This window comes from Methylobacterium sp. OAE515, from assembly GCF_041806315.1.
Classification (GTDB): domain Bacteria; phylum Pseudomonadota; class Alphaproteobacteria; order Rhizobiales; family Beijerinckiaceae; genus Methylobacterium; species Methylobacterium tardum.
In genome coordinates this window covers 5,489,881-5,515,193 of record NZ_JBGMUV010000001.1, presented here as the reverse complement: position 1 = coordinate 5,515,193, position 25,313 = coordinate 5,489,881, and the positions used below count along the sequence as shown (strand labels likewise).

The window sequence follows — 25,313 nt, the reverse complement described above, 5'->3', positions numbered from 1 at the left end:
GCCGAGATCATGGCGCACACGGCCCTGACACAGCCCGTCCCGATGGCGGTTCCGACCCGCTCGGCCTGGGCGCGCCTGCGCGCGAGCCGCGGCTGGGCGGGCTTCTGGTTCATGCTGCCCACCGCGCTGATCCTCGGCCTGTTCCTGGCCTACCCGCTCCTGAAGGGCATCTGGCTGTCCTTCACGAATGCCCGGATCGGCCGCGACGGCGTGTTCATCGGCCTGGAGAACTACGAGTGGCTCTGGGACGACGACGTGTTCTGGCTCTCGGTGTTCAACACCTGCCTCTACACGGCGGTCGCCTCGGTCGTGAAGTTCGGGATCGGCCTGTATCTCGCGCTGCTGCTCAACAAGAACATGCCGTTCAAGGCGATCATCCGCTCGATCGTGCTGATCCCGTTCGTCGTGCCGACGGTGCTCTCGGCCATCGCATTCTGGTGGATCTTCGACAGCCAGTTCTCGATCATCTCGTGGTCGCTGCGCCATCTCGGGATCATCGACGGCAACATCGACTTCCTCGGTGAGCCGGCCATGGCCCGGGCCTGCGTGATCTTCGCCAATATCTGGCGCGGCGTGCCGTTCATCGCCATCACGCTGCTGGCCGGCCTGCAGACGGTCTCGCCCTCCCTCTACGAGGCGGCGACGCTCGACGGCGCCTCGAACTGGCAGATCTTCTCGCGGATCACCCTGCCGTTGCTCACCCCGATCATCGCCGTGGTGATGACCTTCTCGGTCCTGTTCACCTTCACGGACTTCCAGCTGATCTGGGCCATGACCCGTGGCGGTCCGGTCAACGCCACGCACCTGATGGCGACGCTGTCGTACCAGCGGGGCATCCTGTCCGGGACGCTCGGCGAGGGCGCGGCCATCGCCACCGCCATGGTGCCGTTCCTGCTCGCCGCCATCGGGATCTCGTGGTTCGGCTTGCAGCGCCGGGCCTGGCAGGCCGGGGAGTCCGAACGATGAGCGCGCCCGCACCGCCCGCCCACGCCGACCCGCACCTCTCGCCCCTGATGGAGGCGCGGCCGGCCGGGATCACCGACAACTCGGAGGGGATGGCCTACCTCGAGCGGCTGCCTCGGCGGCTGGTGACGACCTACCTGCCGCTCCTCGTCATCCTCGTCGTGCTGCTGTTTCCGTTCTACTGGATGGCCCTGACGGCCATCAAACCGGACGAGCAGCTGATCGACATGGAGCGGTTCAACCCGTTCTGGGTCGTGGATCCGACGTTCAAGCACATCCACAAGCTGCTGTTCGAGACGCAATATCCGCGCTGGCTCTGGAACACGATGTACGTGTCGGTGGCGGCCACGGCGCTGTCGCTGTTCGCGAGCGTGCTGGCCGCCTATGCCTGCGTGCGCGTCCGCTACCGGGGCGCCGGCTGGGTCGGCGCGGCGATCTTCCTCGCCTATCTCGTGCCGCCCTCGATCCTGTTCATCCCGCTGGCCACCATCGTGCAGGCCTACGGCCTGTTCGACTCACCGATCGCCCTGATTCTGGCCTATCCGACGATCCTGATCCCGTTCTCGACCTGGCTTCTGATGGGCTACTTCAAGACCATCCCCTACGAGTTGGAGGAATGCGCCCTGATGGACGGCGCCAGCCGATGGCAGATCCTGACGAAGATCATCCTGCCACTCGCCTTCCCGGGCCTGATTTCGGCCGGCATCTTCTCGCTGACCCTGTGCTGGAACGAGTTCATCTACGCGCTGACCTTCCTGTCCTCGACGCAGAACAAGACGGTGCCGATCGCTGTCGTCAGCGAGTTCGTGGACGGCGACGTCTACAAGTGGGGCTCGCTGATGGCCGGCGCGCTGCTCGGCTCCCTGCCGCTGGTGATCCTCTACTCCTTCTTCGTGGAGTATTACGTCTCCGCGCTCACCGGCGCCGTGAAGGAGTGATGCAGACCCGTTGCGCTCTCCGTCATCGCGAGCGCAGAGAAGCGACCCAGGGCAGCGGGACATCGGCCGGCGTGGTGCGGCCTGGATCGCTTCGCTGCGCTCTCAAAGACGGTCGCTGTTGCCGGCGGCATTGGGCTGCGTGGACAATGCACCGACGCCGCTGACGAAGAATCGCGGACGGGAACTCGCGAAGGTCACGCCATGGCCCATTTCATCGATGCCCGCGCCTCCCTGGTCAACGACGCCATAGACGGCCTGCTGGCCGCCAGCGGCGGCCGCCTCGCCCGGCTCGACGGCGATCCCGGCATCCGCGTCGTGCTCCGCGCCGAATTGGATCCCGGCAAGGTCGCGGTGGTCTCGGGTGGCGGCTCCGGTCACGAGCCGGCCCATGCCGGGTTCGTGGGCCCGGGCCTGCTGAGCGCGGCCGTCTGCGGCGACGTCTTCGCCTCGCCGAGCGTCGACGCGGTTCTGGCCGGCATCCTGGCGGTGGCCGGCTCGGCCGGGTGTCTGCTCGTCATCAAGAACTATGCGGGCGACCGCCTGAACTTCGGGCTCGCCGCCGAGCGCGCCCGGGCCCTCGGCCACAAGGTCGAAACGGTCATCGTCTCGGACGACATCGCGCTCCCGGACGCCAAGCAGCCCCGCGGCGTCGCCGGCACCCTGTTCGCTCACAAGGTGGCGGGTCACGCGGCTGAGGCCGGCCAGCCGCTCGAGGCGGTGGCGGCGCGCGCGCGCCGGGCGGCGGCCGCGGCGAAATCGCTGGGGATCGCGGTCTCGACCTGCACCATCCCCGGCTCGCCGCGCAGCGAGCGTCTGGCCGAGGGCCAGGCCGAGCTCGGCCTCGGCATTCATGGCGAGCCCGGGGTGGAGCGGATCACACTGCCGAAGGCGAGCGACCTCGCCCGGATGATGGGCGAGCGCCTCTCCGCGGCCCTCGCGGGCGCCGACCGGTTGGCGCTGCTCGTCAACAATCTGGGCTCCGCCTCTGCGCTGGAGATGCAGGTCCTGACGCGGGCCGTGCTCGCCACCGAGCTCGGGTCGCGCGTGCACCTGCTTCTCGGGCCCGCCCCCCTGATGACGGCGCTCGATATGCACGGCGCCTCGCTGTCCGTCCTCCCGCTCGACGACGAACTCGAAGCGGCGCTGCTCGCGCCCGTGCCTGTCCCGGCCTGGCCCGGCGCCGTGCGGGTCGCCGCGCCGGTCCTGCGCCCGGTGCCCGACGGCCTTGCCGGCGAAACCTTCGCCCCGTCGCACGATCCCGTGACGGCCGGCCGGATCGCCGCCGTCGCGGAGGCGCTGATCGCGGCCGAGACGGCGTTGAACGCCCTCGACGCCAAGGTCGGCGACGGCGATGCCGGCACGACCTTCGCGGGTGCGGCGCGCGCGGTAGAGGCCGATCTCGACCGGTTGCCGCAGGCAGATCCTGCCGCCCTGTGCCGGGCTCTGGCGGAACGGATCGGCCGGGCCGTGGGCGGGTCGAGCGGCGTGCTCGGATCGATCTTCTTCGCGGCCGCCGCCTCCGCTTTGTCGGACGGCGCGGCGTGGCCGGACGCCCTGGCCGAAGGGGTAGCCCGGGTCCAGGGCTACGGCGGTGCCAATCTGGGCGACCGGACCCTCCTCGACGCGCTGATCCCGGCTGTCGAGGCCCTGAAGACCGGCGATCTCCAAAGAGCTGCCGAGGCGGCGCGCGAGGGCGCCACCGCCACCGCCCGCATGGAGCGCGCCGGCGCCGGCCGGTCCAGCTACCTGGCCGCGGGCGATCTCGCGGGCGTGCAGGACCCGGGCGCCGCCGGCGTAGCCGCGGCCTTCGCGGCCCTCGCCAGCGCGGAGAAAACGCCCTGACGATCGACGAGGACGGGGAGATTTGATGATGCGGCTGACGATGGCGGCTCTTGCGCTCGGTGTCTTGTTCGGCGTGCCGACCGGCGCCCGCGCGCAATGGGCGATTCCCGATGACGTGAAGACCGTGTCGGTGGGCGGATACCCCCTCGCGTACCGGGAGACCGGATCCGGCGAGCCGATCGTCCTCGTGCACGGCTCGCTCGGCGATTACCGGATCTGGTACGCCCAGGCGCCGTCCTACTCAAAGGATTACCGTGTCCTGTCGCTCAGCCTGCGCCACTATTATCCGGAGCGCTGGAACGGCGTCGGGGACGACTTCTCCATCGCCCAGCACGCCGCCGACGTTGCGGCCCTGATCCAGCAACTTAACCTCGGTCCGGTCCACCTGCTCGGCCATTCCCGCGGCGGCGCCGTGGTGCTGACGGTGGCCAAGGAGCACCCGGAACTGATCAAGACCCTCATCCTGGAGGATGCCAGCGGGATGGAAGGGCTGCTCCCCGAGACGCCCGAGACGAAGGCGATGGCCGGCGAGGTGAAGGGGCTGGTCGCGCGGTTGCGGGTGAACTTGGCCGCCGGCGACAAGGAGAAGGCCGGGCAGGAATTCACCGACGGTCTGAACGGGCCCGGCACCTGGGCGAAGCGCTCGGCTCTTCAGAAGGAGATCCTGCTCGACAACCTCGGCACCGGCGTCGACAGCGGCGAGCGCGGGCACATCACCTGCGCCGACATCGCCAAGTTCAGCTTCCCGATCCTCACGCTCACGGGCGAGCGCAGTCCCAAACGCTATCTGGAAGGCTTCGCGGCTGCCCGGACCTGCAACCCGTCGATCCCGGCCGCTATCGTGATCCCGAACGCGGCCCACGCGATGAACCGGGACAACCCGGATGCGTTCAACGCGGCGGTGCTCGCGTTCCTGGCCCAGCATCGCGGTCCGCTGCAGCCTGCGTCCGCGACCCGGTGAACGGGCCCGGTTTGACCCGCGGTTGAGCGCGGCCTACGCCACCGCGCCGCGAGGAGCGGCCCGGCGCCGGGAGTCTTCGCCATGCGAACCTGCCTGATCCTCGATGATTACCAGCAGGCGGCGCTGACGCTCGCCGATTGGGGACGCCTCTCCGAGCGGGTCGCCGTCTCGGCACTCTCCGATCACATCGCGGATCGCGAGGCCCTGATCGCGCGCATCGATCAGGCCGAGATTCTCGTGATCATGCGCGAGCGGACGCCGTTTCCGGCGGCGCTGCTGGAGCGGCTGCCCCGCCTCGAACTCCTCGTCACCAGCGGCATGCGCAATCTCGCCATCGACATCGCGGCGGCGAACGCCCGCGGGGTCACGGTCTGCGGCACGGAATCGAGCCCGACGCCGCCGACCGAGCTGACCTGGGCGCTGATCCTCGGACTGGCCCGTCAGCTTCCGCTGGAACACCAGAACCTCCGCACCGGCGGACCCTGGCAGAGCACGGTCGGGACCGATTTGGCCGGCGCGACCCTGGGCGTGCTCGGGCTTGGCAAGATCGGCAGCCGGGTCGCCGAGATCGGGCGCGCCTTCGGCATGCGGGTGATCGCCTGGAGCCCGAACCTCGATGACGGCCGCGCCGCGGCGGCCGGTGTCGAACGGGCGGGCTCCAAGGAGGCGCTGCTGGAGGCGAGCGACGTCGTCACGATCCACCTCGTCCTGGGGGATCGGACGCGCGGGCTTCTCGGCGAAGCCGAGCTGCGCCGGATGCGGCGCGATGCGATCCTGGTGAACACGTCCCGGGCGCCGATCGTCGATCAAGCGGCCTTGGTGCGCGCGCTCACGGAGCAATGGATCGCCGGTGCCGGCCTCGACGTATTCCAAACCGAGCCTCTGCCGCCGGACAGCCCGTTCCGCAGCTTGCCGAACGTGCTGGCGCTGCCGCATCTCGGCTACGTCTCGCGCAACAACTACCGAACCTTCTTTACCCAGGCGGTCGAGGACATCGAGGCGTGGCTCGCCGGATCCCCGATCCGGACGCTCGCCTGACGCTAATCCGAACGCGGATCGAGGGCGTCGGCCAAGCCGTCGCCCAGCAGGTTGAGCGTCACCAGCGTGGCGATCAGGAAGGCCGCCGGGGCGGCGAGCAGATGGGGCGCCGCTTCGATCGATCGCGCGCCCTCGGCGATCAGCACGCCCCAGCTCGTCTGCGGCTCCTGCACGCCGAGGCCGAGGAACGACAGGAAGCTCTCGAGCAGAATTACCTGCGGGACGAGCAGCGTTGCGGTCACCGCCACCGGCCCGAGCGTGTTGGGGATGATGTGGCGCAGGATGATGCGCCGCGCATCGAGCCCGAGGGCCTGCGCCGCGCGCACGAAGTCGCGCGTGCGCAGCGACAGGGTCTGGGCGCGCACCACGCGCGCCATATCGAGCCACTCGACGGCCGCGATCGCCACCAGCATCAGCAGGACGCTCGGCCGAAAGAACACCAGCAGAAGGATCACGAAGAACACGAAGGGCAGGGCGTAGAGCACGTCGACGAAGCGCATCATCACCGCATCGATGGCGCCGCCCAGAAACCCCGCGGTGGCCCCGTAGAGAACGCCGATGAGCAGCGCCGCGAGGCTCGCCATGAGGCCGATCGCCAGCGAGATCCGGCCCGCCACGAGGCAGCGGGTGAGGAGATCGCGGCCCTGGATGTCGGTGCCAAGCGGGAAGTGCAAGCGCCGGAGCGGCACGGCCACGACGAGGCTGCGGCCCGAATCCCGCTCCTCCACGACCTCGGGTGCACCGAACAGCCCCGAGCGCGGCATGTAGACGAGGCTGCGACGGTCGAAGCCCGCGTCGGAGCTCAGCGACAGGCGTACGGCATCGCGGTCCCGCGCCACCGAGTCGAGCCGGGCGCGCATCCGGAAGGTGAGGCGTTCCAGGGCCGGGCCGAGATGCGCCGCATCCGGCTGTGCCGTCAGCCCGGCCGGGAGTTGCCGAAGATCCGGATAGGCACGCTCGGGATCGTGCCCCGTCAGTGCCGGTCCGATCAGGCAGGCCAAGGCGATCAGGACCAGCACGGCCAGAGCCGCCATCGCGGTGCGCTCCCGGGCGACGCGGCCCAGTGTTCGGCGGGCGGGCCTCGCGAGGATCGGCACGGCGCTCACGCCCCGACACGCAGGCGCGGGTCGAGCCACGCGCAGGCGAGGTCGGCCGCGAGGTTGAGGGCGATCACCAGCCCGGCGACCAGCAGCACCGTGCCCATCACCAGCGTATAGTCGCGGTTGAGCGCGCCCTCCACGAAGTAGCGGCCGATCCCCGGCAGGCCGAAGATGGTCTCGACCACCACCGATCCCGTGAGCAGGGCCGCCGCGAGCGGACCGAGATAGGCCACCACCGGCAGCAAGGCCCCCCGCAGGGCGTGCCGCGTGACCCGAGCCGGCGGCAGGCCGAGGCTGCGCATCGTGCGGACGGGCTGCGTGCGCAGCACCTCGCCAAGGGATGCGCGGGTCAGCCGCGCCAGGCCCCCGACTTGGGGAAGCGCCAGGGTGATCACCGGGAGGACGAGGTGGCTCGGGGCGCCGTCGTTCCAGCCGCCCAGGGGGAGCCAGTGCAGCGTCAGCCCGAAGCCGATCTGGAGCAGGGGCGCGACCACGAAGCTCGGCAGCGACAGGGTCAGCGCCGCGCCGACGCCGAGGAGACGGTCGATCACGCCGCCGCGTCGAAGCGCGGCAACGATCCCGAGGCTGACGCCAAGCGCGGTGGCGAGCGCAAGGGCGAGGGCGCCCAGGGTCGCCGAGACCGGAAGGCCTCGGGCGATCAGGTCGAGGACGCTCATGTCGCGGAAGGAAAAGGACGGTCCGAGATCCCCCTGCACCAGCGACGCCAGATAGCTGCCGAACTGGAGGATGAGCGGCCGGTCGAGGCCGTAGACGCGGCGCAGGTTTTCCATGGCGGCCGGTGCCAGGGGCCGCTCCAGATCGAACGGGCCGCCGGGCGCGAGCCGCATCAGGAAGAAGCTGACGGTGACGACGGCGAGCAGGGTCGGCACCGCCTGCGCGAGGCGGCGCAGGATGAAGCGGATCACGCGTCGAGCCTCAGGAATCGCGTCGGCGCGGCGTTGCGCAGGTTCGGATGATAGCCGTGCAGCCGCGGCGCGATCAGCGCCTTGGACCGGTAGTGCATCAGCGGGATCCAGGGCAGTTCACGCAGGGCGATCGTCTCCGCGTCGTGGAGCAGGTTGGCGCGGCGGCCGAGGTCGCGCTCCCTGGCGGCGCGCGCCATGAGGTCGTCGTAGGCGGCATTCGACCAGCGGCCGGCATTCATGCCGTCGTTCCCGCTTTGGAGCAGGAACAGGAAATTCTGCGCGTCGGAATAGTCCGCGATCCAACTCATGCGCGCGACGTCGAAGTCGCCGCCATCACGCAGGTAGGCGAAGTGCGTCTTGGCGTCGGTGTAGACGAAGCGGGTCCTGATCCCGAGGTCACGCCACATCTCGGCGATCGCAACCGCGACGGTGCGGTTGTTGTCGCTGACGTTGAACCGGTACTCCACGGTGAGGGGGGTGTCCGGGCCAAAACCCGCCTCGGTCAGCAGCCGCCGCGCTTCGGCATCGTGATCGATCGGCAGGCCGAGCCGTCCTTCGGTCTCGGGCGGCGTCCGGTAATTGTCGAGACCGGGCGGGCAGAGGGAATAGGCGGGGCTCATGGTTCCGCCGTTGAGCCCGTCGGCGAGGTACTCGCGGTCGATCACGAGGGACAGGGCCTGCCGCACCCGCCGGTCCGAGAACGGCGCCTTTCGCGTGTTGACCACCAGGGCCGCCAGGCCGAGCGAGGGCCCGAGCACCACCTGCGAACCGAAGCGGCGGCGCAGGTCGGCGATCTGGTCGACCGGCAGGTCCGCCAGCGAGTCGATCTTGCCGGCCGCGTAGCGGCGCACGGCCGCCGCCATGTCGGGCGTGGGCAGGAACGCGACCTGCCGGATCGCCAGGCCCGCGGCTGCGGGATGATGCGGATTGGCCTCGAGCGTGATCGCGCCGCCCGGGACCCGGTCGCGGAGCCGGTAGGGGCCGTTCGTCACGAGGTTGCCGGGCCGGGTGAAGCTATCACCGTAGCGTTCGACCGAGGCCCGGTGGACGGGCAGGGCGGTCTGATGGGTCAGCAGCTCCAGAAAATACGGCGTCGGCTCTTCCAGAGCGATCGAGAGGCGGAGCGGCCCTTCCGCCTCGACCGCCAGCGCGTCCGCCGGCTTCTCGCCGCGATTCACCGCCGCGGCGTTCCGGATCGGGAAAAGGACCTCGGCGTATTTCGCCCCCGTCCTCGGATCGAGGATGCGGCGGAGCGAGTACACGAAATCCGACGCGGTGACGGCCTCGCCGTTCGACCAGAGGCCGTCGGGCCGGAGATCGAACCGGAAGGTCAGCCCGTCCGGGGAGACGGTCCAGGCCTGGGCCGCACCCGGGATGATGGCGCCGCGATTGTCGTAGGTGAGAAGGCCGTCACACAGATCGCGCAGGATATGCGCCTCCGCCACCGTCGACGAGCGGTGGGGATCGAGGGTCTCCGGATCCGCATCGTTCCCGCGCCGGTACAGCAGGCCGGCCGCGCGGGCGGGCCGCACCGCCGACAGGGCGGCCGCGCCGGCCAGCCAGTCGCGCCGGCGCAGGTGCACGGTCAGGCGCCGGTCTCGGGCACCAGACCGGCCGCCTCGATCCCTGCCACCGCGCAGATCTCGTCATTGTCCGACGTGTCGCCGGAGATGCCGATGGCGCCGAGGAGGCGCCCCTCGCCGGAGCGGATCAGGACGCCGCCCGGAACCGGTACCAGGGCGGCGGGGCCGGCCAGATGGGTTACGGCCGCCACGAAATATGGCTGCGCCTCCGCGCGGGCGTGGATCGCCCGCGAGCCGAGGCCCAGCGCCAGCGCGCCGTTGGCCTTGCCGGACGCGATCTCGGCCCGGCGCAGGGAGGTTCCGTCCTCGACGGAGACGGCTTTCAGCGCGCCGCGGGCGTCGTACACGACGACGGCCAGGGGCTTCAGGTTGCGGGCTCGCGCCTCCCGAAGGGCGGTATCCACGACGGTGCGGGCGGCCTCTAGGGTTAGATCGAGCATCGGAATCCAGTACAGGCGCCGCACGTTGCGGCGGTCACCTCCTTACGGGATCGGGGTGTCGTGGGTCCACCACGCGCCACTGGCTGCGCCGCGGTAACGATCATCTCCGCAGACCGGGCCGTCCCGATGTCCGGACCGGATCGAACCGGCTCGATGCTCTTCCGGCGACATCATCGCACTGAGCGACAGGATCAGCCCGGTCGCTTCGCCGACGGTGCGTCGAGCTGCGCCAGGAACGCGTCATAGCCGGCCGTAACCGCGTCCGGTTGCTCGAAATGCGGGAACGCGCCGGTCGGCAGGGTCTCGACGCGCCAATTCGGCCGGTCGGCGACGCGGGGGGGTACCAGCCGGTAATCGACGAAGTCGCCGCGCACCCCGTGGACCATCCACACCGGCAGGCGCAGCTGCTCGTAGAGGCGGGTTGCGTCGGTTGGGAACAGGTGTCCGGCGATGAAGCACCACGGCGCGTGCTCCGCGCCTGGCTGATGGGCCGAAGCGTAATCGTAGTTGAGCAGGTCCTCGTCGATGTCGGGCGATCCGAAGGTCTTCTGGAGGAAGAAGCGCATGCTCGGCCGCGTGACCAGGGCATCGAAGAGCGGCCGGCCGAAGGGTGGACGGTCGAGGGCATCGCGCAGCCAGTCGCGCCCGCGATGCCCGTCCGGCGGCCCCTCGCCCGAGAGCTGCGCATCGAAACCCGTCGGGCTGATCAGGGCGAGGCTGCGATAGGCGTCGGAACGCTCCAGGCTGGCGCGTGCCAGGAAGGCGGCGGACAGCGACAGGGCCAGGGCGTCGATCGCACAGTCGCCGTGGCGTTGCCGGATCTCGTCCACCGCCGCGTGGATCGCCGCCACCATCAGGCGCGGCGTGTAGCGGCGCCGGGAGCGTTCGGAGAAGCCGAAACCCGGCAGGTCGAGGGCGTAGACCGGGCGGCGGCCTCGATAGTGGAGGTAGAGCGGGCGAACCTCGTAGGCGTTGGCTGCCGCATTGATCGAGTGGATCAGCAGGAGCGGCACGCCCTCGGCCTCCCCGGCGCTGTACAGGGAGAGAGCCCCGGCGCGCCGGCTGATGATCCGTTCGTGCCGACCGGGCAGGGCGGGGGGCAACGGCATGTGCCGATCGACCAGAAGCCGGCTCCAGGCGACGAGGCCGGCGGCCGAGCCGAGCAGGGTCAGGCCCGCCGCAGCCGCGTACTGGCCCGCACGATTCCGGTCCCGGGACTGCAGGCTCATGGGGCACCTCGCGTCGATCCCGCTCGCGGCAGCGGTGCGCGACAACGCCGAAGATGCGGGGAAGTGCCCGATTTAAGCCCGCGCGTTCGCGGGTCTAGGACGCGTGGCCGGCGAGGCTGCCGGCGTTCACGGCAGGGACACGAGCCGAGGCGCGGCCTGAAGCATCGTTGCGGCCAGCGGCGTCGCGCATGAATTCCACCGTCGGCAGATCGTTGCGCCAGCCCTGGACCCGCTGAGAGATCAGCAGGCTGCGCTCGCGTCGATCGTAATTCGCGAACGAGGCCGCCACGAACTCGGCCCGGCTCATGGTGCGGGCCGGGCCGGACCGGCGCGTCTCAGCCTTGAAGAACAGGGCGCTGCCAGGAATGCCGTAATGCTGCGCGATCTCGGGATAGACCGGCCAGCTGCCCTGGCCGCCGAGATCGTCGGGCAGGAAAGCGTCGAGATCGCATTCCTCGAACGGGACGCCGGCCTTCGTCAGCAGGCCGCGGGCGAGGTCGGCGACGACGTAGAGCTTCGTGTGGTTGATCGAGTGCATGAAGCAGCCGCGCCGCGCCCAGCGCGTGAGGTGCGTGTCGAGGTCGTACCCCGCCTGCACACCCAGGCTGCGCAGATAGGACACGGACTCGTCCCAGAGGTCATAATAGCCGAGGCGCTCGAAGACCGGCTCGGCGAAGAGCCGGAGCGCCTGTGCCTGCGAGAAGCCGGACAGGTAGGCGAACAGCGTGATGGCCGAATGCGAGTGGCCCATCGGCCCGGAGATCAGGCCGTTCAGAGTCACATGATCCTGCACGCCGACATGGACCAGATCCGGGTGATAGGCGCTGAACACGATGGTCGGGATCAGCCGTACCTTCGGATGCGTCCGCAGCGTGTCGATCGTGCCGCCACCCTTGAAGCGGGGCAGGTAGATGCTGGAGAAGACGTAGTCGTAGCCGTCCGCATGCGCCATCAGATCGGCGAGGCGCGGGAAGCGGCGAGCGGCCGAGAACGCCGAGACGAAATCCACCTGCGCGTCGGGCAGCAGGTAGCGCATCGCCTTCGCGATGGACCCGGCCTGGCACACGCCGATCACGAGGATCCGTGGGGAGCCGGTCCGCTTCTTCCCGAACTGCGCGAGCCGGTGCCGCGCGCGCCAAAGGCTATCGACGGTCAACATGCGGCTTCTCTCGCATGTCCGGCGGCGGCGGGCAAACGCGTTCGGCTGGGCCGGTGCCGGAGTTGCGATTCGATGACAGATGTCACCGGCTGTCTCTCGCGAAGTCTGGCTTGCGGGACATGTCTTCGCCAAGGCGGAGGGATTAAAACAGGAGGACGGGCATGACCCCGACGGAGATGCCGGCAGCGATCCCGGACATTGAACGGGCGACGCTCCGCAGGATCACCTGGCGCATCCTGCCGTTCCTGATGGTCGCCTACTTCGTGGCCTTCGTTGACCGGGTGAATGCCGGCTTCGCGGCGTTGCAGATGAACCACGATCTCGGCCTGTCAGCCGCGCAGTTCGGGCTCGGAGGCGGGCTGTTCTACGTGTCCTACGTCCTGTGCGAGGTCCCGAGCAACCTCGCCATGGAGCGCTTCGGCGCCCGGATCTGGATCGCCCGGATCATGATCACCTGGGGGCTGGTCTCCGCCGCGATGGCGTTCGTGGTCGGGCCCTACTCCTTCTACGCCGTGCGGCTGCTCCTGGGGGCGTCCGAGGCCGGGTTTTTTCCCGGCGTGATCCTCTATCTCACCTACTGGTTCCCGCGGGCCTACCGCGGGCGGATCGTGGCCATCTTCATGGTGGCGATCCCGATCTCGAGCTTCCTCGGCTCGCCGATCTCGGCGGCGATCCTCAACACCGACGGGATGCTGGGTCTGCGCGGCTGGCAATGGCTGTTCATCCTGGAGGCCGCGCCCGCGGTGCTGCTCGGCCTCCTGGCCTTCCTCCTGCTTCCGGACGGACCGGGATCGGCCCGGTGGCTCACACCCCAGCAGAGTGCGTGGCTTCAGGAGCGGCTCGCCACGGAGCGCGCCTCCGTGGTGTCGGGCGAGGCTGCGCCGGCGCGGCATCTGTCCGTCTGGCAGGTGATGCGCAATCGGTACGTGCTTGCCGCCTCGCTGATCTACGCCGGAGCGTCGGGCGCCAGCCAGTGCCTGTCGCTGTGGCAGCCGCAGATCATCAAGTCGTTCGGGCTGACCAACCTGCAGACCGGTCTGCTCAACTCGATCCCGTTCGGCGTCGCCTCCGTCCTGATGCTCCTGTGGGGCCGGTCCTCCGACCGGAACCGCGAGCGGGTCTGGCATACGGCGCTGCCCCTGGGGCTGCTCGCCGTGAGCTTGGCCGCCTCGATCGCGACCACCCAGCTTCTGCCGACGATCCTGATCCTGTGCCTCGCCGTGACCGCCACCTACACGGTCAAGGGCCCGTTCTGGGCGCTCTCCACGGAATGGCTTTCGGCTGGCGCGGCAGCGGCCGGCATCGCGCAGATCAACGCCATCGGCAATATCGGCGGCTTCGTGGGCACCTACCTGCTCGGCGTGATCAAGGATGCGACGGGCAGCTACCCGCTCGGGCTCCTGCCGCTGGTCGTGCTCTCGGGTATCGGCTGCCTGCTTGTCCTCGGTCTCGGGCGGGGACGAACGCCCGCTGCCCAGCCGTCCCGGATATGAATCGATTCGCTCCGGCCTCGCATGCCGAGTAGGATGGTCCACAAGACCAGCATCCGACGAGAAGCAGCTGAGGACAGACCCGTAGAGACGGCGTCTTCAGGATTGACGCTGCCTCATCACCGGCATTTGGGGGTTTTGTAGGTGATTTTAATGTTGAGTTGATACATCGAACCGCCCGGTTGACGATCTGTGCTTCGATATGCATTGTCGAGTCCATAGAGCATGAAGCTCAAACCTGGAGCAGCCGCGGGCATGATGGCCGTTGGTTGCCTTACGTTCGAAGCGTCCGTAGCTCTTTTCCCTTCGCAATCAAAATATTGATGTGCCCGCAGGCATAGGACCGCGCTTGCTTGCGCCGGCCAAAGCGCGCTCACGAGGCTTAGAGGCTGCACTCGGAAGGTGCACAGCTATCGGCGCACTATAAAGCATCGTATTTTCTGGTCTGCCAGACTGTACTTCTGCTTTAAGACTCAGCTGAAGCCACCTTGCATGTGCGTCTGAGCTGATAGGTCAGTTTATTTAATACAATAATTTCACGATTTTGGCTTGCGTCGTGGTGAGGGCATCGGTTTTCGCATCGGCTCCGATGGCTGGAGACTTTGAGATGGACCATTTATTTCCGGCGGCTGCGCTTTCCGGAACCGCACTGAAAACGCAGCACCCTGAGACCGCTTCGCTGACCCTCACCAAGGAGGTCTCACCGAGTGTGCCCGTCGCCCTCGATCCGCGGTCGATCTACACGCTTTCGCCCGAGGCTGCCGGCGCCGTGCTATCCCTGGCCGAGGCGAAGTCAGCGGCGGTCGAGGCGGCCGAGTTCGATGTCCGGTATGGCCGCGGACCGCAGGTCACGGGCGCCGTGATGGCCAGTACGGTGGCAACAACGCCCGTCGTGTCGCCGGAGACGACGAAGACGACCGCCGCTGCGAACCGGAATTGGAGTGAGGACGTGCGGCTCGACCACACGCCGTTCCGTAAGGTCGGTACGGACACGCTCGTTCGATACGACAATCCGCGCGTGATGGCCGCTTGGAGCGCCGCATTCCCGGACATCGCAGGCCGGAAATTCCGTGGCCTCCAGCTTGCGGACACCGACTTCAAGACCGCGCTCAGCAAGATTGCGGCCGATGGCGGCTTTGATGGGCTCGAGAAGGATATTTATCTGCTCTGCAACGACGTGCATTTCAGAAGATTCAGCGAAGATCATCCCGATACGCACATCAACTGGATCAACATCGACAACGATGACATTCTGCTGTTCTGGCCGCGCGATCCCGACGAGGAGTAGGCGCGGTTCCGCCATCCGGGATCGCGTGCGCGCGATGGCCTGATCCAGGACGCGCCCCGCGGTCTCGCGAGCGGGCCTCTGCCTTCCGGCGAGACTGGGGCTGGTCCGCTCAGAGCACGGGCAGGATAGCCCGTAGATGCGCGGCGAAGGCTCGCGTGAGAGGCGAGGCACGCTGCGCGTCGAGGCGGATTGTCAGGCCGATCTGCGGAAGGCTCGGCAACCCGCTCGTGCGGGGCTGGATCCGCAGGTCAGACGGAACTGCGGAGCGGGTCAGCACGGCAACCGCCTGACCGGACCGGACCACCGCGAGGAGGCCAGACAGGCTGCCGCTCGCGTAGGCGAGCCGGTAGGCTTGGTGCGCGCGGTCGAGTGCGGCGAGCGCCGCTTGATGATCGAGCGTGTCGGGGTCGCCGAGCGCAAGCGGCAACGGGTCGGGCCAATGCGACGGACCGTCCCGCGCTAGGACCCAGACAAGGTCCTCACGTCTGAGAATCTCCCGTTCGGCGGCGAGCGGCATCGAGATCAGCGCCAGGTCGAGACCGCCACGGTCATGACGTTCGACGAGACGCGGCGTTGCGGCGCAGACCACCTCGATCGCCGCAGCGGGGTGGTGTTGCGCGAAGCCACGCAGGAGCGCCGGCAGAAAGGCTTGCGCGTAATCGTCCGGGCATCCGAAGCGCAGGCTTCCCGTGAGGCTCCGGCCCGACAGTTCGGCCAGGGCGTCATCGTGGGAGACCAGGATCCGGCGCGCATGGACCAGGAGGCGCTCGCCCTGCACGGTCAGCAGCACGCCGCGCCCTGTCCGTGTCAGAAGCGGCTGATCGACCAGTGCCTCGAGGCGCTTCATCTGCATGCTCAGGGCGGCTTGGCTGCGGCCGACCCGCTCCGCGGCCCGGCTGAGGGCGCCTGTTTCCGCCACGACCGCGAAACTGCGGAGCAGGTCGATATCCAAGACAGGCGACATCAGAAAAACTGAACTCTCGGTTCAGCACTATCAGCTACACGGCGGGGCGATCCGGTTCTAGCCTGGCGCCGCTGGGCCATCGAGCAGGATCGATCATGACGCGGAACGCGGACGCGGATTTCTGGGACCGGGCGCGCCGGCATCTTGTCCGGTACGGCGGCGTCTTCGCCCCGCTCATCATCGAGCGGGCAGCCGGCAGCTTCGTCTACGATGCCGAGGGCCGGAAGATCCTCGACTTCACCTCCGGCCAGATGAGCGCGATCCTGGGCCACGGCCATCCCGAGATCGCCGCCGTCGCGGCGCATCACGTCGGCCATCTCGATCACCTGTTCAGCGGGATGCTGACCCGGCCGGTCGTCGATCTCGCCTCCGAATTGGCCCGACTGGCGCCGGGTGCCCTCGAACGGTCGATGCTGCTGACCACGGGCGCGGAGGCGAACGAGGCGGCCCTGCGCATGGCAAAGCTTGCCACCGGCGGCTGGGAGGTGGTGAGCTTCGCCCAGTCCTGGCACGGCATGACGGCGGGTGCGGCTTCAGCCACCTACAGCGCGGGCCGGAAGGGTTACGGCCCGGCCCCGGTCGGGTCATTCGCGATCCCGGCGCCGAACGCGTATCGTCCGACCTTCGAGCGGGACGGCATCCCGGACTGGCAGACGGAGCTAAATTACGCCTTCGCGCTGGTCGACCGGCAGTCGACCGGCAATCTCGCCGCGTTCCTGGCCGAGCCGATCCTCAGTTCCGGGGGGATCATCGCGCTGCCGCCCGGCTACCTCGCCGCGCTGAAGCGCAAATGCACGGAACGGGGGATGCTCCTGATCCTCGACGAGGCGCAGACCGGTATCGGCCGCACCGGCCTGATGTTCGCCTGCGAGCGGGACGGCGTCGTGCCCGACATCCTCACCCTCTCGAAGACACTCGGCGCCGGTTTGCCCCTGGCGGCGGTCGTGACCACAGCGGAGATCGAGGATCTGTGCCACGAACGCGGCTTCCTGTTCTACACGACGCACGTTTCCGACCCGCTCCCGGCGGCGGTCGGCCTCAAGGTGCTGGAGATCGTCCAGCGCGACGGTCTGGTCGCCCGCGCGGAGCAGGCCGGCGCCCGGCTCGCGGCCGGGCTTCGCGCCCTTCAGGAGCGCTTCGCCTGCATCGGCGATGTGCGGGGCCGCGGCCTGCTTCAGGGCGTGGAGATCGTCGCCGACCGGCACACGAAGCGGTCGGCCCCGGAATTGGGCGACGCGATCACCCGACGCTGCCTGGACCTCGGCCTCAGCATGAACATCGTGCAGCTGCCCGGCATGGGCGGCGTCTTCCGCATCGCGCCGCCCCTGACAGCCAGCGATGCGGAGATCGACCTCGGTGTCGACATCCTGAGCCGGGCCATCGAGAGCTCGGTCTGAGGCTGAGCCGCGTGATCGCCGCAGGCGCAACGAACGCCGCGGTTCAGGCCGCTTCGATTTCGGCGCTGACCGTCAGCCATTCCTCCTCGGCGGCGGCCAGCGCGCTCGCGGCGTCGGACCGCATCTTGGCGATCTCCCCGGCCTTGGTGGCGTTCTCCCGGAAAGCCGAGCCATCTTCCAGCGCGGCGTCGATCTTCTGGATCGCCGCGGTGAGCTTGGCCATGCGCGCCTCGATCGCCTCCAGGCGCTTGCGCAGGGGCGCCAAGGCGGCGCGGCGCTCGACACCGGCGCGGCGCGCCTCGGCCTTCTGGCCGCCGGCCGGTTCGGGATCGCGCTCCGCTTCCCGCTCCGGCCCCGACAGGACGAACCGACGGTAATCGTCCATGTCGCCGTCGAAGGTCTTCACCGTGCCATCCGCGACCAGCCACAGCCGGTCGGCGCAGGCCTCGACCAGGAAGCGGTCGTGGGAGACGAGAATGACAGCGCCCTCGTAGTCGTTGATCGCCTCGACGAGGGCCTGACGGCTCTCGATGTCGAGGTGGTTTGTTGGCTCGTCGAGGATGAGCAGGTGCGGTCCGTGGAACGCCGCGAGCCCCATGAGCAGGCGCGCCTTCTCGCCGCCCGAGAGCTTCTCCACCGGCGTATCGGATTTGTTGGCGCCGAAGCCGAGGCGCGCCGTCGCGGCGCGGACCTTGGCTTCCGGCACGTCCGGCATGAGCGTCCGGACATGCGCGTAGGCGCTCTCGGCCGGGCGTAGCTCGTCGAGCTGGTGCTGGGCGAAGTAGGCGACCTCCATCTTGGACGAGCGCTTCACCTCGCCGGCAAGCGGCCCGAGCCGGCCGCCGATCAGCTTGCAGAAGGTCGACTTGCCGTTGCCGTTGGCGCCGAGCAGAGCCACCCGGTCGTCCGGGGCGAGGCTGAGATCGAGGCCCGTGAGCACGATGCGGTCGCCGTAGCCGGCCTTGACGCGTTCCATGGCCACGATCGGCGGCGAGAGCGGCTTCTCGGGACTCGGCAGGTGGATCACCGGCACGTCGTCCTCGAGCAGGGCCGCGATCGGCTCCATCTTGGCGAGGCGCTTCACGCGCGACTGGGCCTGCCGAGCCTTGGTGGCCTTTGCCTTGAACCGGTCGATGAAGCTCTGGAGATGCGCCCGCTCGGCATCCTGCTTGGCCTTGGCCTTGGCCTGGAGGACCCGCTTCTCGGACAGCTGCTTGGCAAAGCTCGTGTAGCCGCCGCGGTAGATCGCCAGCTTTCCCCGGTCGAGATGCAGGATGTGATCGACGCTGGTGTCGAGCAGGTCGCGGTCGTGGCTGATGATGATCGCGGTGCGCGGATAGCGTTCCAGGTAATCGTACAGCCAGAGGGTGCCCTCAATGTCGAGGTAGTTGGTCGGCTCATCGAGCAGCAGCAAGTCCGGCTCCGAGAACAGGACTGCGGCGAGGGCCACCCGCATGCGCCAGCCGCCGGAGAAGTCCGAGCAGGGCCGCGCCTGGGCGGCCGCGTCGAACCCCAGCCCGTGCAGGATCGCGGCAGCGCGCGCCGGCGCCGAATGCGCACCGATATCCACCAAGCGGGTTTCGATCTCGGCCCGGCGCAGCCCGTCGGCGTGTTCGGCCTCGGCCATGAGCCGCGCGCGCTCCGTGTCGGCCGCGAGCACGACAGCGTGCAGGGTCTCCGGGCCAGCGGGCGCCTCCTGCGCGACGGCGCCGATTCGCATGCCCTTGGGCAGCGAGATGGATTTCGCGTCCACCGGCAGATCGCCCAAAATGGCCTTGAACAGCGTCGTCTTGCCGGCGCCGTTGCGCCCCACGAGGCCGACGCGGGCGCCCTCCGGGATCGTGAACGTCGCGGCGTCGAGAATCAGGCGGTCGCCGATGCGATAGGATAGGTCGTTGACGCGCAGCATGGCGGCCTTCTGGCCGCCCGGACGCGGCGAGGCAAGCGCTGCTTACACGGCGCGCCGACGCTTCGCGCGCCGCAAGCATTCGTCCATCGTCGCGACTGCGCACGGCACCGGAAAAGCCGATGATCTGCTGCAATCTTAACGGAATCGCATCGATCCGGAAGCAATTGTTCGCCAGCGCATCAGTGGTCGGGCGGAACTGGTCATTCCGTTCGTCCGATTGCAGACATAAGCCTCAGTTCACCGCATCGCTGCGCGCCGTGCGCTGGCAGGCTGTGAGGTGCGAAATTCTTACGCTCGGGTCTGAGCGTATGGCGGGAGCGAAGTCTTGGGACGGACACTGATCCTGACCGACGATCTGGCCCGCGCCGAGCGTCTCGCGCGCAATCTCGGCGCAGATGGAGACGTAGCGCTCCACGATCTGTACGGCGGAGCTGCGCCTCCTGCGGGTGCGGCCCTGGTCATCAGCGACGTGAGCGCGCTGACGTCGGAATCGGTGCGGCGCCTGCGCGAAGCGCTCGCGACCGTGCGCGGTCCGGCGACACCCTTTCTGGCCCTCGTCCACGGCAATCTCGGCCGCGGCGAAATCCAGGCGACCGCCCTCGGCGCGACGCGGGTCCTGTCGGCCTCCGTGGCGGCCGCGATGCTGATGAACGCGGTCGCGACCATGACCGGCGGCCGAATCGCCGCGCCGGCGGGCACGTTGCGGGCGCAGGCCGGCGAAGCCCGGGACGCGTTCGCCCTCATGTTCCGCGCCGATAGCGCGCCGGCGCCCGCCATCGTTGATACCGGCGCCGCCCTGGTGAACCGGGCGGTCCGCGAGGCGAAGATCCGCGACTGGCTCAGGGTCGTCGCGAGCTTCGACGACGTGACCCATCGGCACTGCCTGAGCGTGGCCGGCCTCGCCGCCGCCTTCGCGGGGACGCTCGGCCTCAAGGACTCGGATTCGCGCCACCTGGTGAAGGGTGCGCTGCTGCACGATATCGGCAAGGCCAAGATTTCGCTGGCGATCCTGAACAAGCCGGCACCGCTCACGCCTGACGAGCGCCTGGAGATGGACCGCCATCCGGCGCTCGGCCACGACATGCTCCGGGGTGAGAGTTACGACCCGCTGATCCTGTCGGTCGTCCGCTCGCACCACGAATTCCTCGATGGCTCGGGCTACCCGGATGGACTCCGCGGTCGGGACATCCCCGATCTGGTGCGGCTGATCACGATCTGCGACATCTTCGCGGCGCTCATCGAGGCGCGCCCCTACAAGGCGCCGAAATCCGTGCACGAGGCTTACGCGATCCTGGAGCGCATGGGCCCGAAACTCGACGCCGACCTCGTGCGCGCCTTCGGCCCTGTCGCTGTCGCCTGCGAAACGCCCGTTCGCGCCACGGCCTGACTGCACACCGATCGTTTTCGGCGGTCAGGCCAGGACCCAGGCCGTGGTGTCGCGCATCAAGGCCGCAACCAGGGCGTGGTTCAGCTCATGTCCGGTATGGAGCGCGGTGATCCGTCCCTCGAGCGGGTGGCCCGCCAGGGCGAGATCGCCGATAAGGTCGAGAATGCGATGCCGGACCGGCTCTCCCGGCAAGCGCATCCCGCCGAGCACCCGCCCACGCACCAGCAGCGCCGCCGACCGGGGCGACACGCCCTGCAGGAAGTCGTTTTGCATCATGTAGCCATAGGCCCGCCCGGCCATGGCCCGGACGTACCGGCCGAAGCTGCGTGCGGGCGCGATCTCGCGCTCGAAGGAGTCCGGCGTGATGGCACCCGACCAGTCGATCGATCCGAAATGCGCGAGCGCGATGTGGCCGGTCACGTGAAGACCGGCACCCGGCCCGATCTCCAGGCGTCTTTGGCCGTGCTCAACCGCCACGGCCCGCTGAACCCGGATCACCCGGCACGGCCGGCCCTGCTCGCTCCGTCGCGCGGCGCGGATCGCTTCACACCAGGGCGTGGCGCTGCCGTCGAAGATCGGCAGTTCGTCCGCATCGATTTCGGCGATGACGTTATCGATGCGCAGCGCGCTCAGCGCAGCCATCAGATGCTCGATCGTCCGGACCAGAACGCCGTCACGCCGGATCGCCGAGGAGAGCGGCTGCGACTCGCGGAAATGCCATTGAGCCGGCACGTCGACGGCACGCCCATCCTTCAGGTGGCGACGGAACACGATGCCGTGGTCGGCCGGCGCCGGGCTGACGCGCACGGTCGCGTGTCGACCGGAATGCAGGCTGCGTCCGGAGCGCTCGAACGGAACAGCCAGCGTGGCCTGCAGGCGCGGGGCCGTCGTGCTGACCGGGTCGCGGTCCTGGTGCTCACATATGACGTCTTGGTGCATCGAATCCGCCCGCGGCAGCGGGTCAGGAATTTAGCCCTGCGACCTGATCCACGCTAATAAACTCCTGTTCAGCGGCGCGCGGCTTGACCGGCCTGCGCGCGACGGTCACGATCACGATTGCCCAATCGATCGAGCATCGTCGTTGCGATGCTGGCGTCGCTGTGCGGGCTGTTCCCGTCCCCAGATCTGCTGGCCAGCACCCGTCAGGGCAGGGACGGAGGCCGGAGTTGAGGGAACACGATCGATGGCGCGGTTGGGGACGATACCCTTCTTCAAGGATCCGGGCATCGAGCTCAGCACCTACGAGGCCCGCTGCCATTGGCGGCGTTTCGACGAGAACGAGGTTCTCGTCGATTTCGACGACATCTCCACCGACGTCTATTTCATCGCCACCGGCGAGGTCCGCATCCTGAACCGGACCCAGTCCGGCAAGGAGGTGATCCTCGGCGAGATGCGCGGCGGCGCGTTCTTCGGAGAGCTGGCGGCGATCGACGGGATCGGCCGCTCGGCCAACGTCACGGCGCTGACCCGCGGCGAGGTCTGCGTCGTGCCGGCCGCGGTGTTCCGGCAGATGGTCTTCGCCTCGGAAGCGATCGCCGACCGGCTGTTCCGGCTGCTGGCAAAGCGCGTCCGCGAGCTGAACACCCGGCTGATGGAGCACGCGCTGCTCGACCTGAAGCACCGCCTGTACGCCGAATTGCTGCGCCTCTCGGTCCCGCGCACCGGTGCCTCCGGCGAGCGGGTCGTCTCGCCGCCGCCCTATCACCATGTCCTCGCCGCCCGGATCGGCTGCCGCCGCGAGCAGGTCACCCGGGAGTTCACCGCGATGGCCGCGGAAGGGCTGGTCGATCGCACCCGCGGCGCGCTGGTCCTGCGCCGGCCGGACCTCCTCGAAGCGCGCGTCGCCGAGGCGCTGCGCGAGGATTCCTGATCTCTTGTCGGGTGCGCCGGCGCCGCGCCTGCGGCTTCAGGATCTGAGCAAGCGCTTCGGCGGCCATCGCGCCGTCGACGCGGTGACGCTCGACCTTGAGCCCGGGGAATTCTTCTGCCTGCTGGGCCCGTCCGGCTGCGGGAAGAGCACCCTCCTGCGCATGATCGCGGGCTTCGAGGTGCCGACGGCCGGTCGCATCTGCCTCGGCGAACAGGACCTCACCGGGCTGCCGCCGCATCGTCGCCCCGTGAACATGATGTTCCAGTCCTACGCGCTCTTCCCGCACATGAGCGTGGCGGCCAATATCGGTTACGGTCTGAAGGGTCTGGGCCGGGACGCAGCCGCGATGCGGGTTGCGGACCTGCTGCGCCTCGTCCGCCTCGACGGCTTCGGCAGCCGCCGTCCTGACACTCTCTCGGGCGGCCAGCGGCAGCGCGTCGCCCTGGCGCGGGCGCTTGCCCGCGAGCCCAAGGTGCTGCTCCTCGACGAGCCCCTCGGCGCCCTGGATCGCGGCCTGCGTGAGGAGACCCAGGGCGAGTTGCGGTCCGTGCAGCGACGCCTGGGCACCGCCTTCGTGGTCGTGACCCATGATCCCGAGGAGGCGATGATGCTGGCCGACCGGATCGGCGTCATGGAGGCGGGCCGGCTCGTCCAGGTCGGGCCGCCCGCGGAACTCTATCGCCGGCCGGCCAGCCGCTTCGTGGCTGGATTGCTCGGCGACGTGAACCTCATCGCCGGCACGCTCGGCCCCGAGGGGCTCGACGGCGTCCGTGCAGTCAAGACGGCCTACGGCACGGTGCATGGGACCGCCGGAGCGTCGATCGCGAACGACGCCGCGGTGGTGGTTGCCGTCCGGCCGGAAGACATCGTTCTCGGCGGCCCGGAGGGGCTGCCGGTCGTTGTCGCGGACGTGACCTTTCTGGGCGACCGTCTGCGCCGGACGCTACGTATGCCCGATGGCACGACCCTTCGGTCCACCGGGCGACCCGCAGATGCCGGAGCCTCGGTCGGTTCGGAGGCGCGCGCCGGATTCGCGGCCGCCGACGCCGTAATCCTGCCCGCATGAGCGCGTCGGTGTTCAGGCTTAAGAGGTCCCGCGCATCCCGGTCGACCGCATCCGGTGCGCAGCCGTCATGAGCGGCAGACCCCGCACCGTATTCGACCGGCTTGTCCGCCTTCCGCCCCTCGTCTGGCTGTCGGCGTTCTTTCTCCTGCCGTTCGCGATCACGCTGAAAATCAGCCTGTCCGAGCCGGCCACCGCGATTCCGCCCTACCTGCCGCTGCTCGACTGGCGGGCCGGCCTCGAAGGCTGGTCGATCTTCCTCGAGGGTCTCAACCTCGACAATTACGCGACGCTTTATCTCGACCCGCTCTACCGCGACGCCGCCATCGGGTCGCTGAGCTACGCGGGTTTCGCCAGCCTGATCCTCGTGGCGCTCGGCACCCCGCTCGCCTACGCCCTCGCGCGGGCACCGTCGCGCTGGCAGCCGCTGCTCGTCGCTCTGGTGGTGGTGCCGTTCTGGACGAGCTTCCTGATCCGCATCTACGCCTGGATCGCGATCCTCAAGCCGGAGGGCCTGCTCAATCTCGTCCTCCTCCGCCTGGGCCTGATCGCCAGGCCGCTGACGATCCTCAACACGGACGCGGCGGTGATCATCGGCCTCGTCTACGCCTACCTGCCGTTCATGGTGCTGCCGCTCTACGCGGTGATGAACCGCCTCGATCACAACCTCCGCGAAGCCGCCGCGGATCTCGGCGCGTCGCCGACGCGGGTGTTCTGGAGCGTGACCCTGCCGCTCAGCCTTCCTGGCATCGCGGCCGGCGCTGGCCTGTGCTTCATCCCGATGGTCGGCGAGTTCGTGATTCCGGACCTGCTCGGCGGGTCCGAGACCCTGATGCTTGGCCGGGTGCTCTGGAGCGAGTTCTTCTCGAACCGCGACTGGCCGCTCGCCTCGGCGGTCGCCGTCCTGATCCTGGCCATCGTCATCGGACCGGTCATCCTGTTCCGCGACAGCCTGCGCGCGGGCGAAGGCGAGGACGCGGGGGCATGACCTGGGTCACGCGCACCGCCCTCCTGGCCGGGCTCTGCTTCCTCTACGCCCCGATCCTGGTGCTGATCGCCTACTCGTTCAATGCGTCGCCCCTCGTGACGGTCTGGGGCGGCTTGTCCGGCCGCTGGTACGGCGCGCTGTTCTCCGACGCGCCGCTGCTTGCCGCGGCCTGGGTCTCGTTGAAGGTCGCGATCCTGTCGAGCCTCGTCGCGACGATCCTCGGCACGCTGGCAGCGCTGGTCCTGGAGCGGCACGGCCGGTTCCGTGGGCGCGCCCTGTTCACGGGCCTCGTCTTCGGGCCGATCGTGATGCCCGAGGTGATGATCGGCCTGTCGCTGCTGCTGATGTTCATCGGCATCGGCCTGGATCGCGGCATCCTGACGATCGTCATCGCGCACGCGACCTTCTGCACCGGCTTCGTGGCCGTGGTTGTCGCGGCGCGGCTGCGCGGCCTCGACCGGTCCCTCGAGGAGGCGGCCGCCGACCTCGGCGCGACGCCGTTCCGTGTGCTGACGACCGTGACCCTGCCGTTGCTGGCACCGGCGGTCGCGGCCGGCGCGCTCCTCGCCTTCACCCTGTCCCTCGACGACCTCGTTATCGCGAGCTTCGTCTCGGGCCCGGGCTCGACGACGCTGCCGATGCGGCTCTACAGCCAGGTCCGCCTCGGCGTGAATCCCGAGATCAACGCCGCCTCGACGCTGCTGGTCGGACTCGTGAGTGCAGCCGTGCTCCTGGCCTCCTGGCTGACGGCCCGACGCGGACAAGCCTGAGATCGCGC

23 protein-coding genes are annotated in these 25,313 nt (G+C 69.1%); 14 read left to right on the top strand and 9 right to left on the bottom strand.

The annotated features are described in order from the left end of the window. Positions 1-9 precede the first annotated feature (9 nt). The 5 genes from ABIE45_RS26875 to ABIE45_RS26855 all read left to right on the top strand — a co-directional run bounded on the left by ABIE45_RS26875 (position 10) and on the right by ABIE45_RS26855 (position 5,742). Positions 10-966, top strand: coding sequence for a carbohydrate ABC transporter permease (locus ABIE45_RS26875; protein ID WP_192707599.1), 957 nt, complete (start codon positions 10-12; stop codon positions 964-966). A gap of 47 nt (positions 967-1,013) precedes the next feature. Continuing rightward, a complete protein-coding gene (locus ABIE45_RS26870) occupies positions 1,014-1,901 on the top strand; it encodes a carbohydrate ABC transporter permease (protein ID WP_192707815.1) in 888 nt (295 codons plus the stop codon). A gap of 201 nt (positions 1,902-2,102) precedes the next feature. Beyond that, complete coding sequence (locus ABIE45_RS26865; RefSeq protein WP_192707600.1) at positions 2,103-3,743, top strand: dihydroxyacetone kinase subunit DhaK; 1,641 nt, start codon at positions 2,103-2,105, stop codon at positions 3,741-3,743. Between the two features lie 25 nt (positions 3,744-3,768). Beyond that, positions 3,769-4,704, top strand: coding sequence for an alpha/beta fold hydrolase (locus tag ABIE45_RS26860; protein ID WP_192707601.1), 936 nt, complete (start codon positions 3,769-3,771; stop codon positions 4,702-4,704). A gap of 81 nt (positions 4,705-4,785) precedes the next feature. Beyond that, positions 4,786-5,742 carry a D-2-hydroxyacid dehydrogenase family protein gene (locus tag ABIE45_RS26855; RefSeq protein WP_192707602.1) on the top strand — a complete coding sequence of 319 codons (957 nt, stop codon included), beginning with the start codon at positions 4,786-4,788 and terminating at the stop codon, positions 5,740-5,742. 2 nt (positions 5,743-5,744) lie between these two features. Here ABIE45_RS26855 and ABIE45_RS26850 read toward each other — a convergent pair whose 3' ends face one another. The 6 genes from ABIE45_RS26850 to ABIE45_RS26825 all read right to left on the bottom strand — a co-directional run bounded on the left by ABIE45_RS26850 (position 5,745) and on the right by ABIE45_RS26825 (position 12,179). Continuing rightward, entirely contained in the window at positions 5,745-6,848 is a 1,104-nt protein-coding gene (locus ABIE45_RS26850; RefSeq protein ID WP_373622697.1) for an ABC transporter permease, read from the bottom strand. Further along, entirely contained in the window at positions 6,845-7,768 is a 924-nt protein-coding gene (locus tag ABIE45_RS26845) for an ABC transporter permease subunit (RefSeq protein ID WP_192707603.1), read from the bottom strand. Before ABIE45_RS26845 ends, ABIE45_RS26850 begins: the two co-directional genes overlap by 4 nt. Next, positions 7,765-9,351, bottom strand: a complete 1,587-nt coding sequence (locus tag ABIE45_RS26840; RefSeq protein ID WP_192707604.1) for a peptide ABC transporter substrate-binding protein — start codon at positions 9,349-9,351, stop codon at positions 7,765-7,767. The genes ABIE45_RS26845 and ABIE45_RS26840 overlap by 4 nt, the downstream gene beginning before the upstream one ends. Before the next feature lie 2 nt (positions 9,352-9,353). Continuing rightward, positions 9,354-9,791 (bottom strand): heme-binding protein, encoded by a 438-nt coding sequence (locus tag ABIE45_RS26835; protein WP_192707605.1) that lies wholly within the window; start codon positions 9,789-9,791, stop codon positions 9,354-9,356. Between the two features lie 191 nt (positions 9,792-9,982). Next, a complete protein-coding gene (locus ABIE45_RS26830) occupies positions 9,983-11,020 on the bottom strand; it encodes an alpha/beta fold hydrolase (protein WP_373622695.1) in 1,038 nt (345 codons plus the stop codon). Positions 11,021-11,114: 94 nt separating this feature from the next. Further along, positions 11,115-12,179, bottom strand: a complete 1,065-nt coding sequence (locus ABIE45_RS26825) for a WcbI family polysaccharide biosynthesis putative acetyltransferase (RefSeq protein WP_192707607.1) — start codon at positions 12,177-12,179, stop codon at positions 11,115-11,117. A gap of 161 nt (positions 12,180-12,340) precedes the next feature. Here ABIE45_RS26825 and ABIE45_RS26820 point away from each other — a divergent pair, with 161 nt between their 5' ends. After that, positions 12,341-13,672 (top strand): MFS transporter, encoded by a 1,332-nt coding sequence (locus tag ABIE45_RS26820; protein ID WP_192707608.1) that lies wholly within the window; start codon positions 12,341-12,343, stop codon positions 13,670-13,672. 604 nt (positions 13,673-14,276) lie between these two features. Then, entirely contained in the window at positions 14,277-14,957 is a 681-nt protein-coding gene (locus ABIE45_RS26815; RefSeq protein ID WP_192707609.1) for a hypothetical protein, read from the top strand. A 109-nt stretch (positions 14,958-15,066) separates the two neighbouring features. On the opposite strand, the gene ABIE45_RS26810 is transcribed toward ABIE45_RS26815, so the two are convergent. Further along, positions 15,067-15,921 (bottom strand): LysR family transcriptional regulator, encoded by an 855-nt coding sequence (locus ABIE45_RS26810; RefSeq protein WP_192707610.1) that lies wholly within the window; start codon positions 15,919-15,921, stop codon positions 15,067-15,069. 95 nt (positions 15,922-16,016) lie between these two features. On the opposite strand from ABIE45_RS26810, the gene ABIE45_RS26805 reads away from it, so the two are divergent. Then, positions 16,017-17,318, top strand: coding sequence for an aspartate aminotransferase family protein (locus ABIE45_RS26805; RefSeq protein WP_192707611.1), 1,302 nt, complete (start codon positions 16,017-16,019; stop codon positions 17,316-17,318). A gap of 43 nt (positions 17,319-17,361) precedes the next feature. Here ABIE45_RS26805 and ABIE45_RS26800 read toward each other — a convergent pair whose 3' ends face one another. Further along, on the bottom strand, positions 17,362-19,227 hold the full coding sequence (locus tag ABIE45_RS26800) for an ABC-F family ATP-binding cassette domain-containing protein (RefSeq protein ID WP_192707612.1): 1,866 nt from the start codon (positions 19,225-19,227) through the stop codon (positions 17,362-17,364). On the opposite strand from ABIE45_RS26800, the gene ABIE45_RS26795 reads away from it, so the two are divergent. Continuing rightward, entirely contained in the window at positions 19,214-19,366 is a 153-nt protein-coding gene (locus ABIE45_RS26795; protein ID WP_192707613.1) for a hypothetical protein, read from the top strand. The two genes, ABIE45_RS26800 and ABIE45_RS26795, sit on opposite strands and share 14 nt — an antisense overlap. Before the next feature lie 186 nt (positions 19,367-19,552). Beyond that, positions 19,553-20,614 (top strand): HD domain-containing phosphohydrolase, encoded by a 1,062-nt coding sequence (locus ABIE45_RS26790; protein WP_192707614.1) that lies wholly within the window; start codon positions 19,553-19,555, stop codon positions 20,612-20,614. Between the two features lie 24 nt (positions 20,615-20,638). Here ABIE45_RS26790 and ABIE45_RS26785 read toward each other — a convergent pair whose 3' ends face one another. Beyond that, positions 20,639-21,553 (bottom strand): UDP-3-O-acyl N-acetylglycosamine deacetylase, encoded by a 915-nt coding sequence (locus ABIE45_RS26785; RefSeq protein WP_192707615.1) that lies wholly within the window; start codon positions 21,551-21,553, stop codon positions 20,639-20,641. A 244-nt stretch (positions 21,554-21,797) separates the two neighbouring features. Here ABIE45_RS26785 and ABIE45_RS26780 point away from each other — a divergent pair, with 244 nt between their 5' ends. The 4 genes from ABIE45_RS26780 to ABIE45_RS26765 all read left to right on the top strand — a co-directional run bounded on the left by ABIE45_RS26780 (position 21,798) and on the right by ABIE45_RS26765 (position 25,305). After that, positions 21,798-22,484: a Crp/Fnr family transcriptional regulator gene (locus ABIE45_RS26780; protein WP_192707616.1), complete on the top strand. Its 687-nt coding sequence runs from the start codon at positions 21,798-21,800 to the stop codon at positions 22,482-22,484. Positions 22,485-22,488: 4 nt separating this feature from the next. Continuing rightward, complete coding sequence (locus ABIE45_RS26775) at positions 22,489-23,550, top strand: ABC transporter ATP-binding protein (protein WP_192707617.1); 1,062 nt, start codon at positions 22,489-22,491, stop codon at positions 23,548-23,550. 67 nt (positions 23,551-23,617) lie between these two features. Continuing rightward, positions 23,618-24,535, top strand: a complete 918-nt coding sequence (locus ABIE45_RS26770) for an ABC transporter permease subunit (RefSeq protein WP_192707618.1) — start codon at positions 23,618-23,620, stop codon at positions 24,533-24,535. Beyond that, a complete protein-coding gene (locus ABIE45_RS26765) occupies positions 24,532-25,305 on the top strand; it encodes an ABC transporter permease subunit (RefSeq protein WP_192707619.1) in 774 nt (257 codons plus the stop codon). Before ABIE45_RS26770 ends, ABIE45_RS26765 begins: the two co-directional genes overlap by 4 nt. Positions 25,306-25,313: the final 8 nt, after the last annotated feature.

Coding starts and splice junctions, on each gene's coding strand:
- ABIE45_RS26875 (WP_192707599.1), top strand. CDS start 10: ATGGCGCACACGGCCCTGACACAGCCCGTCCCGATGGCGGTTCCGACC.
- ABIE45_RS26870 (WP_192707815.1), top strand. CDS start 1,014: ATGGAGGCGCGGCCGGCCGGGATCACCGACAACTCGGAGGGGATGGCC.
- ABIE45_RS26865 (WP_192707600.1), top strand. CDS start 2,103: ATGGCCCATTTCATCGATGCCCGCGCCTCCCTGGTCAACGACGCCATA.
- ABIE45_RS26860 (WP_192707601.1), top strand. CDS start 3,769: ATGATGCGGCTGACGATGGCGGCTCTTGCGCTCGGTGTCTTGTTCGGC.
- ABIE45_RS26855 (WP_192707602.1), top strand. CDS start 4,786: ATGCGAACCTGCCTGATCCTCGATGATTACCAGCAGGCGGCGCTGACG.
- ABIE45_RS26835 (WP_192707605.1), bottom strand. CDS start 9,791: ATGCTCGATCTAACCCTAGAGGCCGCCCGCACCGTCGTGGATACCGCC.
- ABIE45_RS26830 (WP_373622695.1), bottom strand. CDS start 11,020: ATGAGCCTGCAGTCCCGGGACCGGAATCGTGCGGGCCAGTACGCGGCT.
- ABIE45_RS26825 (WP_192707607.1), bottom strand. CDS start 12,179: ATGTTGACCGTCGATAGCCTTTGGCGCGCGCGGCACCGGCTCGCGCAG.
- ABIE45_RS26820 (WP_192707608.1), top strand. CDS start 12,341: ATGACCCCGACGGAGATGCCGGCAGCGATCCCGGACATTGAACGGGCG.
- ABIE45_RS26815 (WP_192707609.1), top strand. CDS start 14,277: ATGGACCATTTATTTCCGGCGGCTGCGCTTTCCGGAACCGCACTGAAA.
- ABIE45_RS26810 (WP_192707610.1), bottom strand. CDS start 15,921: ATGTCGCCTGTCTTGGATATCGACCTGCTCCGCAGTTTCGCGGTCGTG.
- ABIE45_RS26805 (WP_192707611.1), top strand. CDS start 16,017: ATGACGCGGAACGCGGACGCGGATTTCTGGGACCGGGCGCGCCGGCAT.
- ABIE45_RS26800 (WP_192707612.1), bottom strand. CDS start 19,227: ATGCTGCGCGTCAACGACCTATCCTATCGCATCGGCGACCGCCTGATT.
- ABIE45_RS26785 (WP_192707615.1), bottom strand. CDS start 21,553: ATGCACCAAGACGTCATATGTGAGCACCAGGACCGCGACCCGGTCAGC.
- ABIE45_RS26780 (WP_192707616.1), top strand. CDS start 21,798: ATGGCGCGGTTGGGGACGATACCCTTCTTCAAGGATCCGGGCATCGAG.
- ABIE45_RS26770 (WP_192707618.1), top strand. CDS start 23,618: ATGAGCGGCAGACCCCGCACCGTATTCGACCGGCTTGTCCGCCTTCCG.
- ABIE45_RS26765 (WP_192707619.1), top strand. CDS start 24,532: ATGACCTGGGTCACGCGCACCGCCCTCCTGGCCGGGCTCTGCTTCCTC.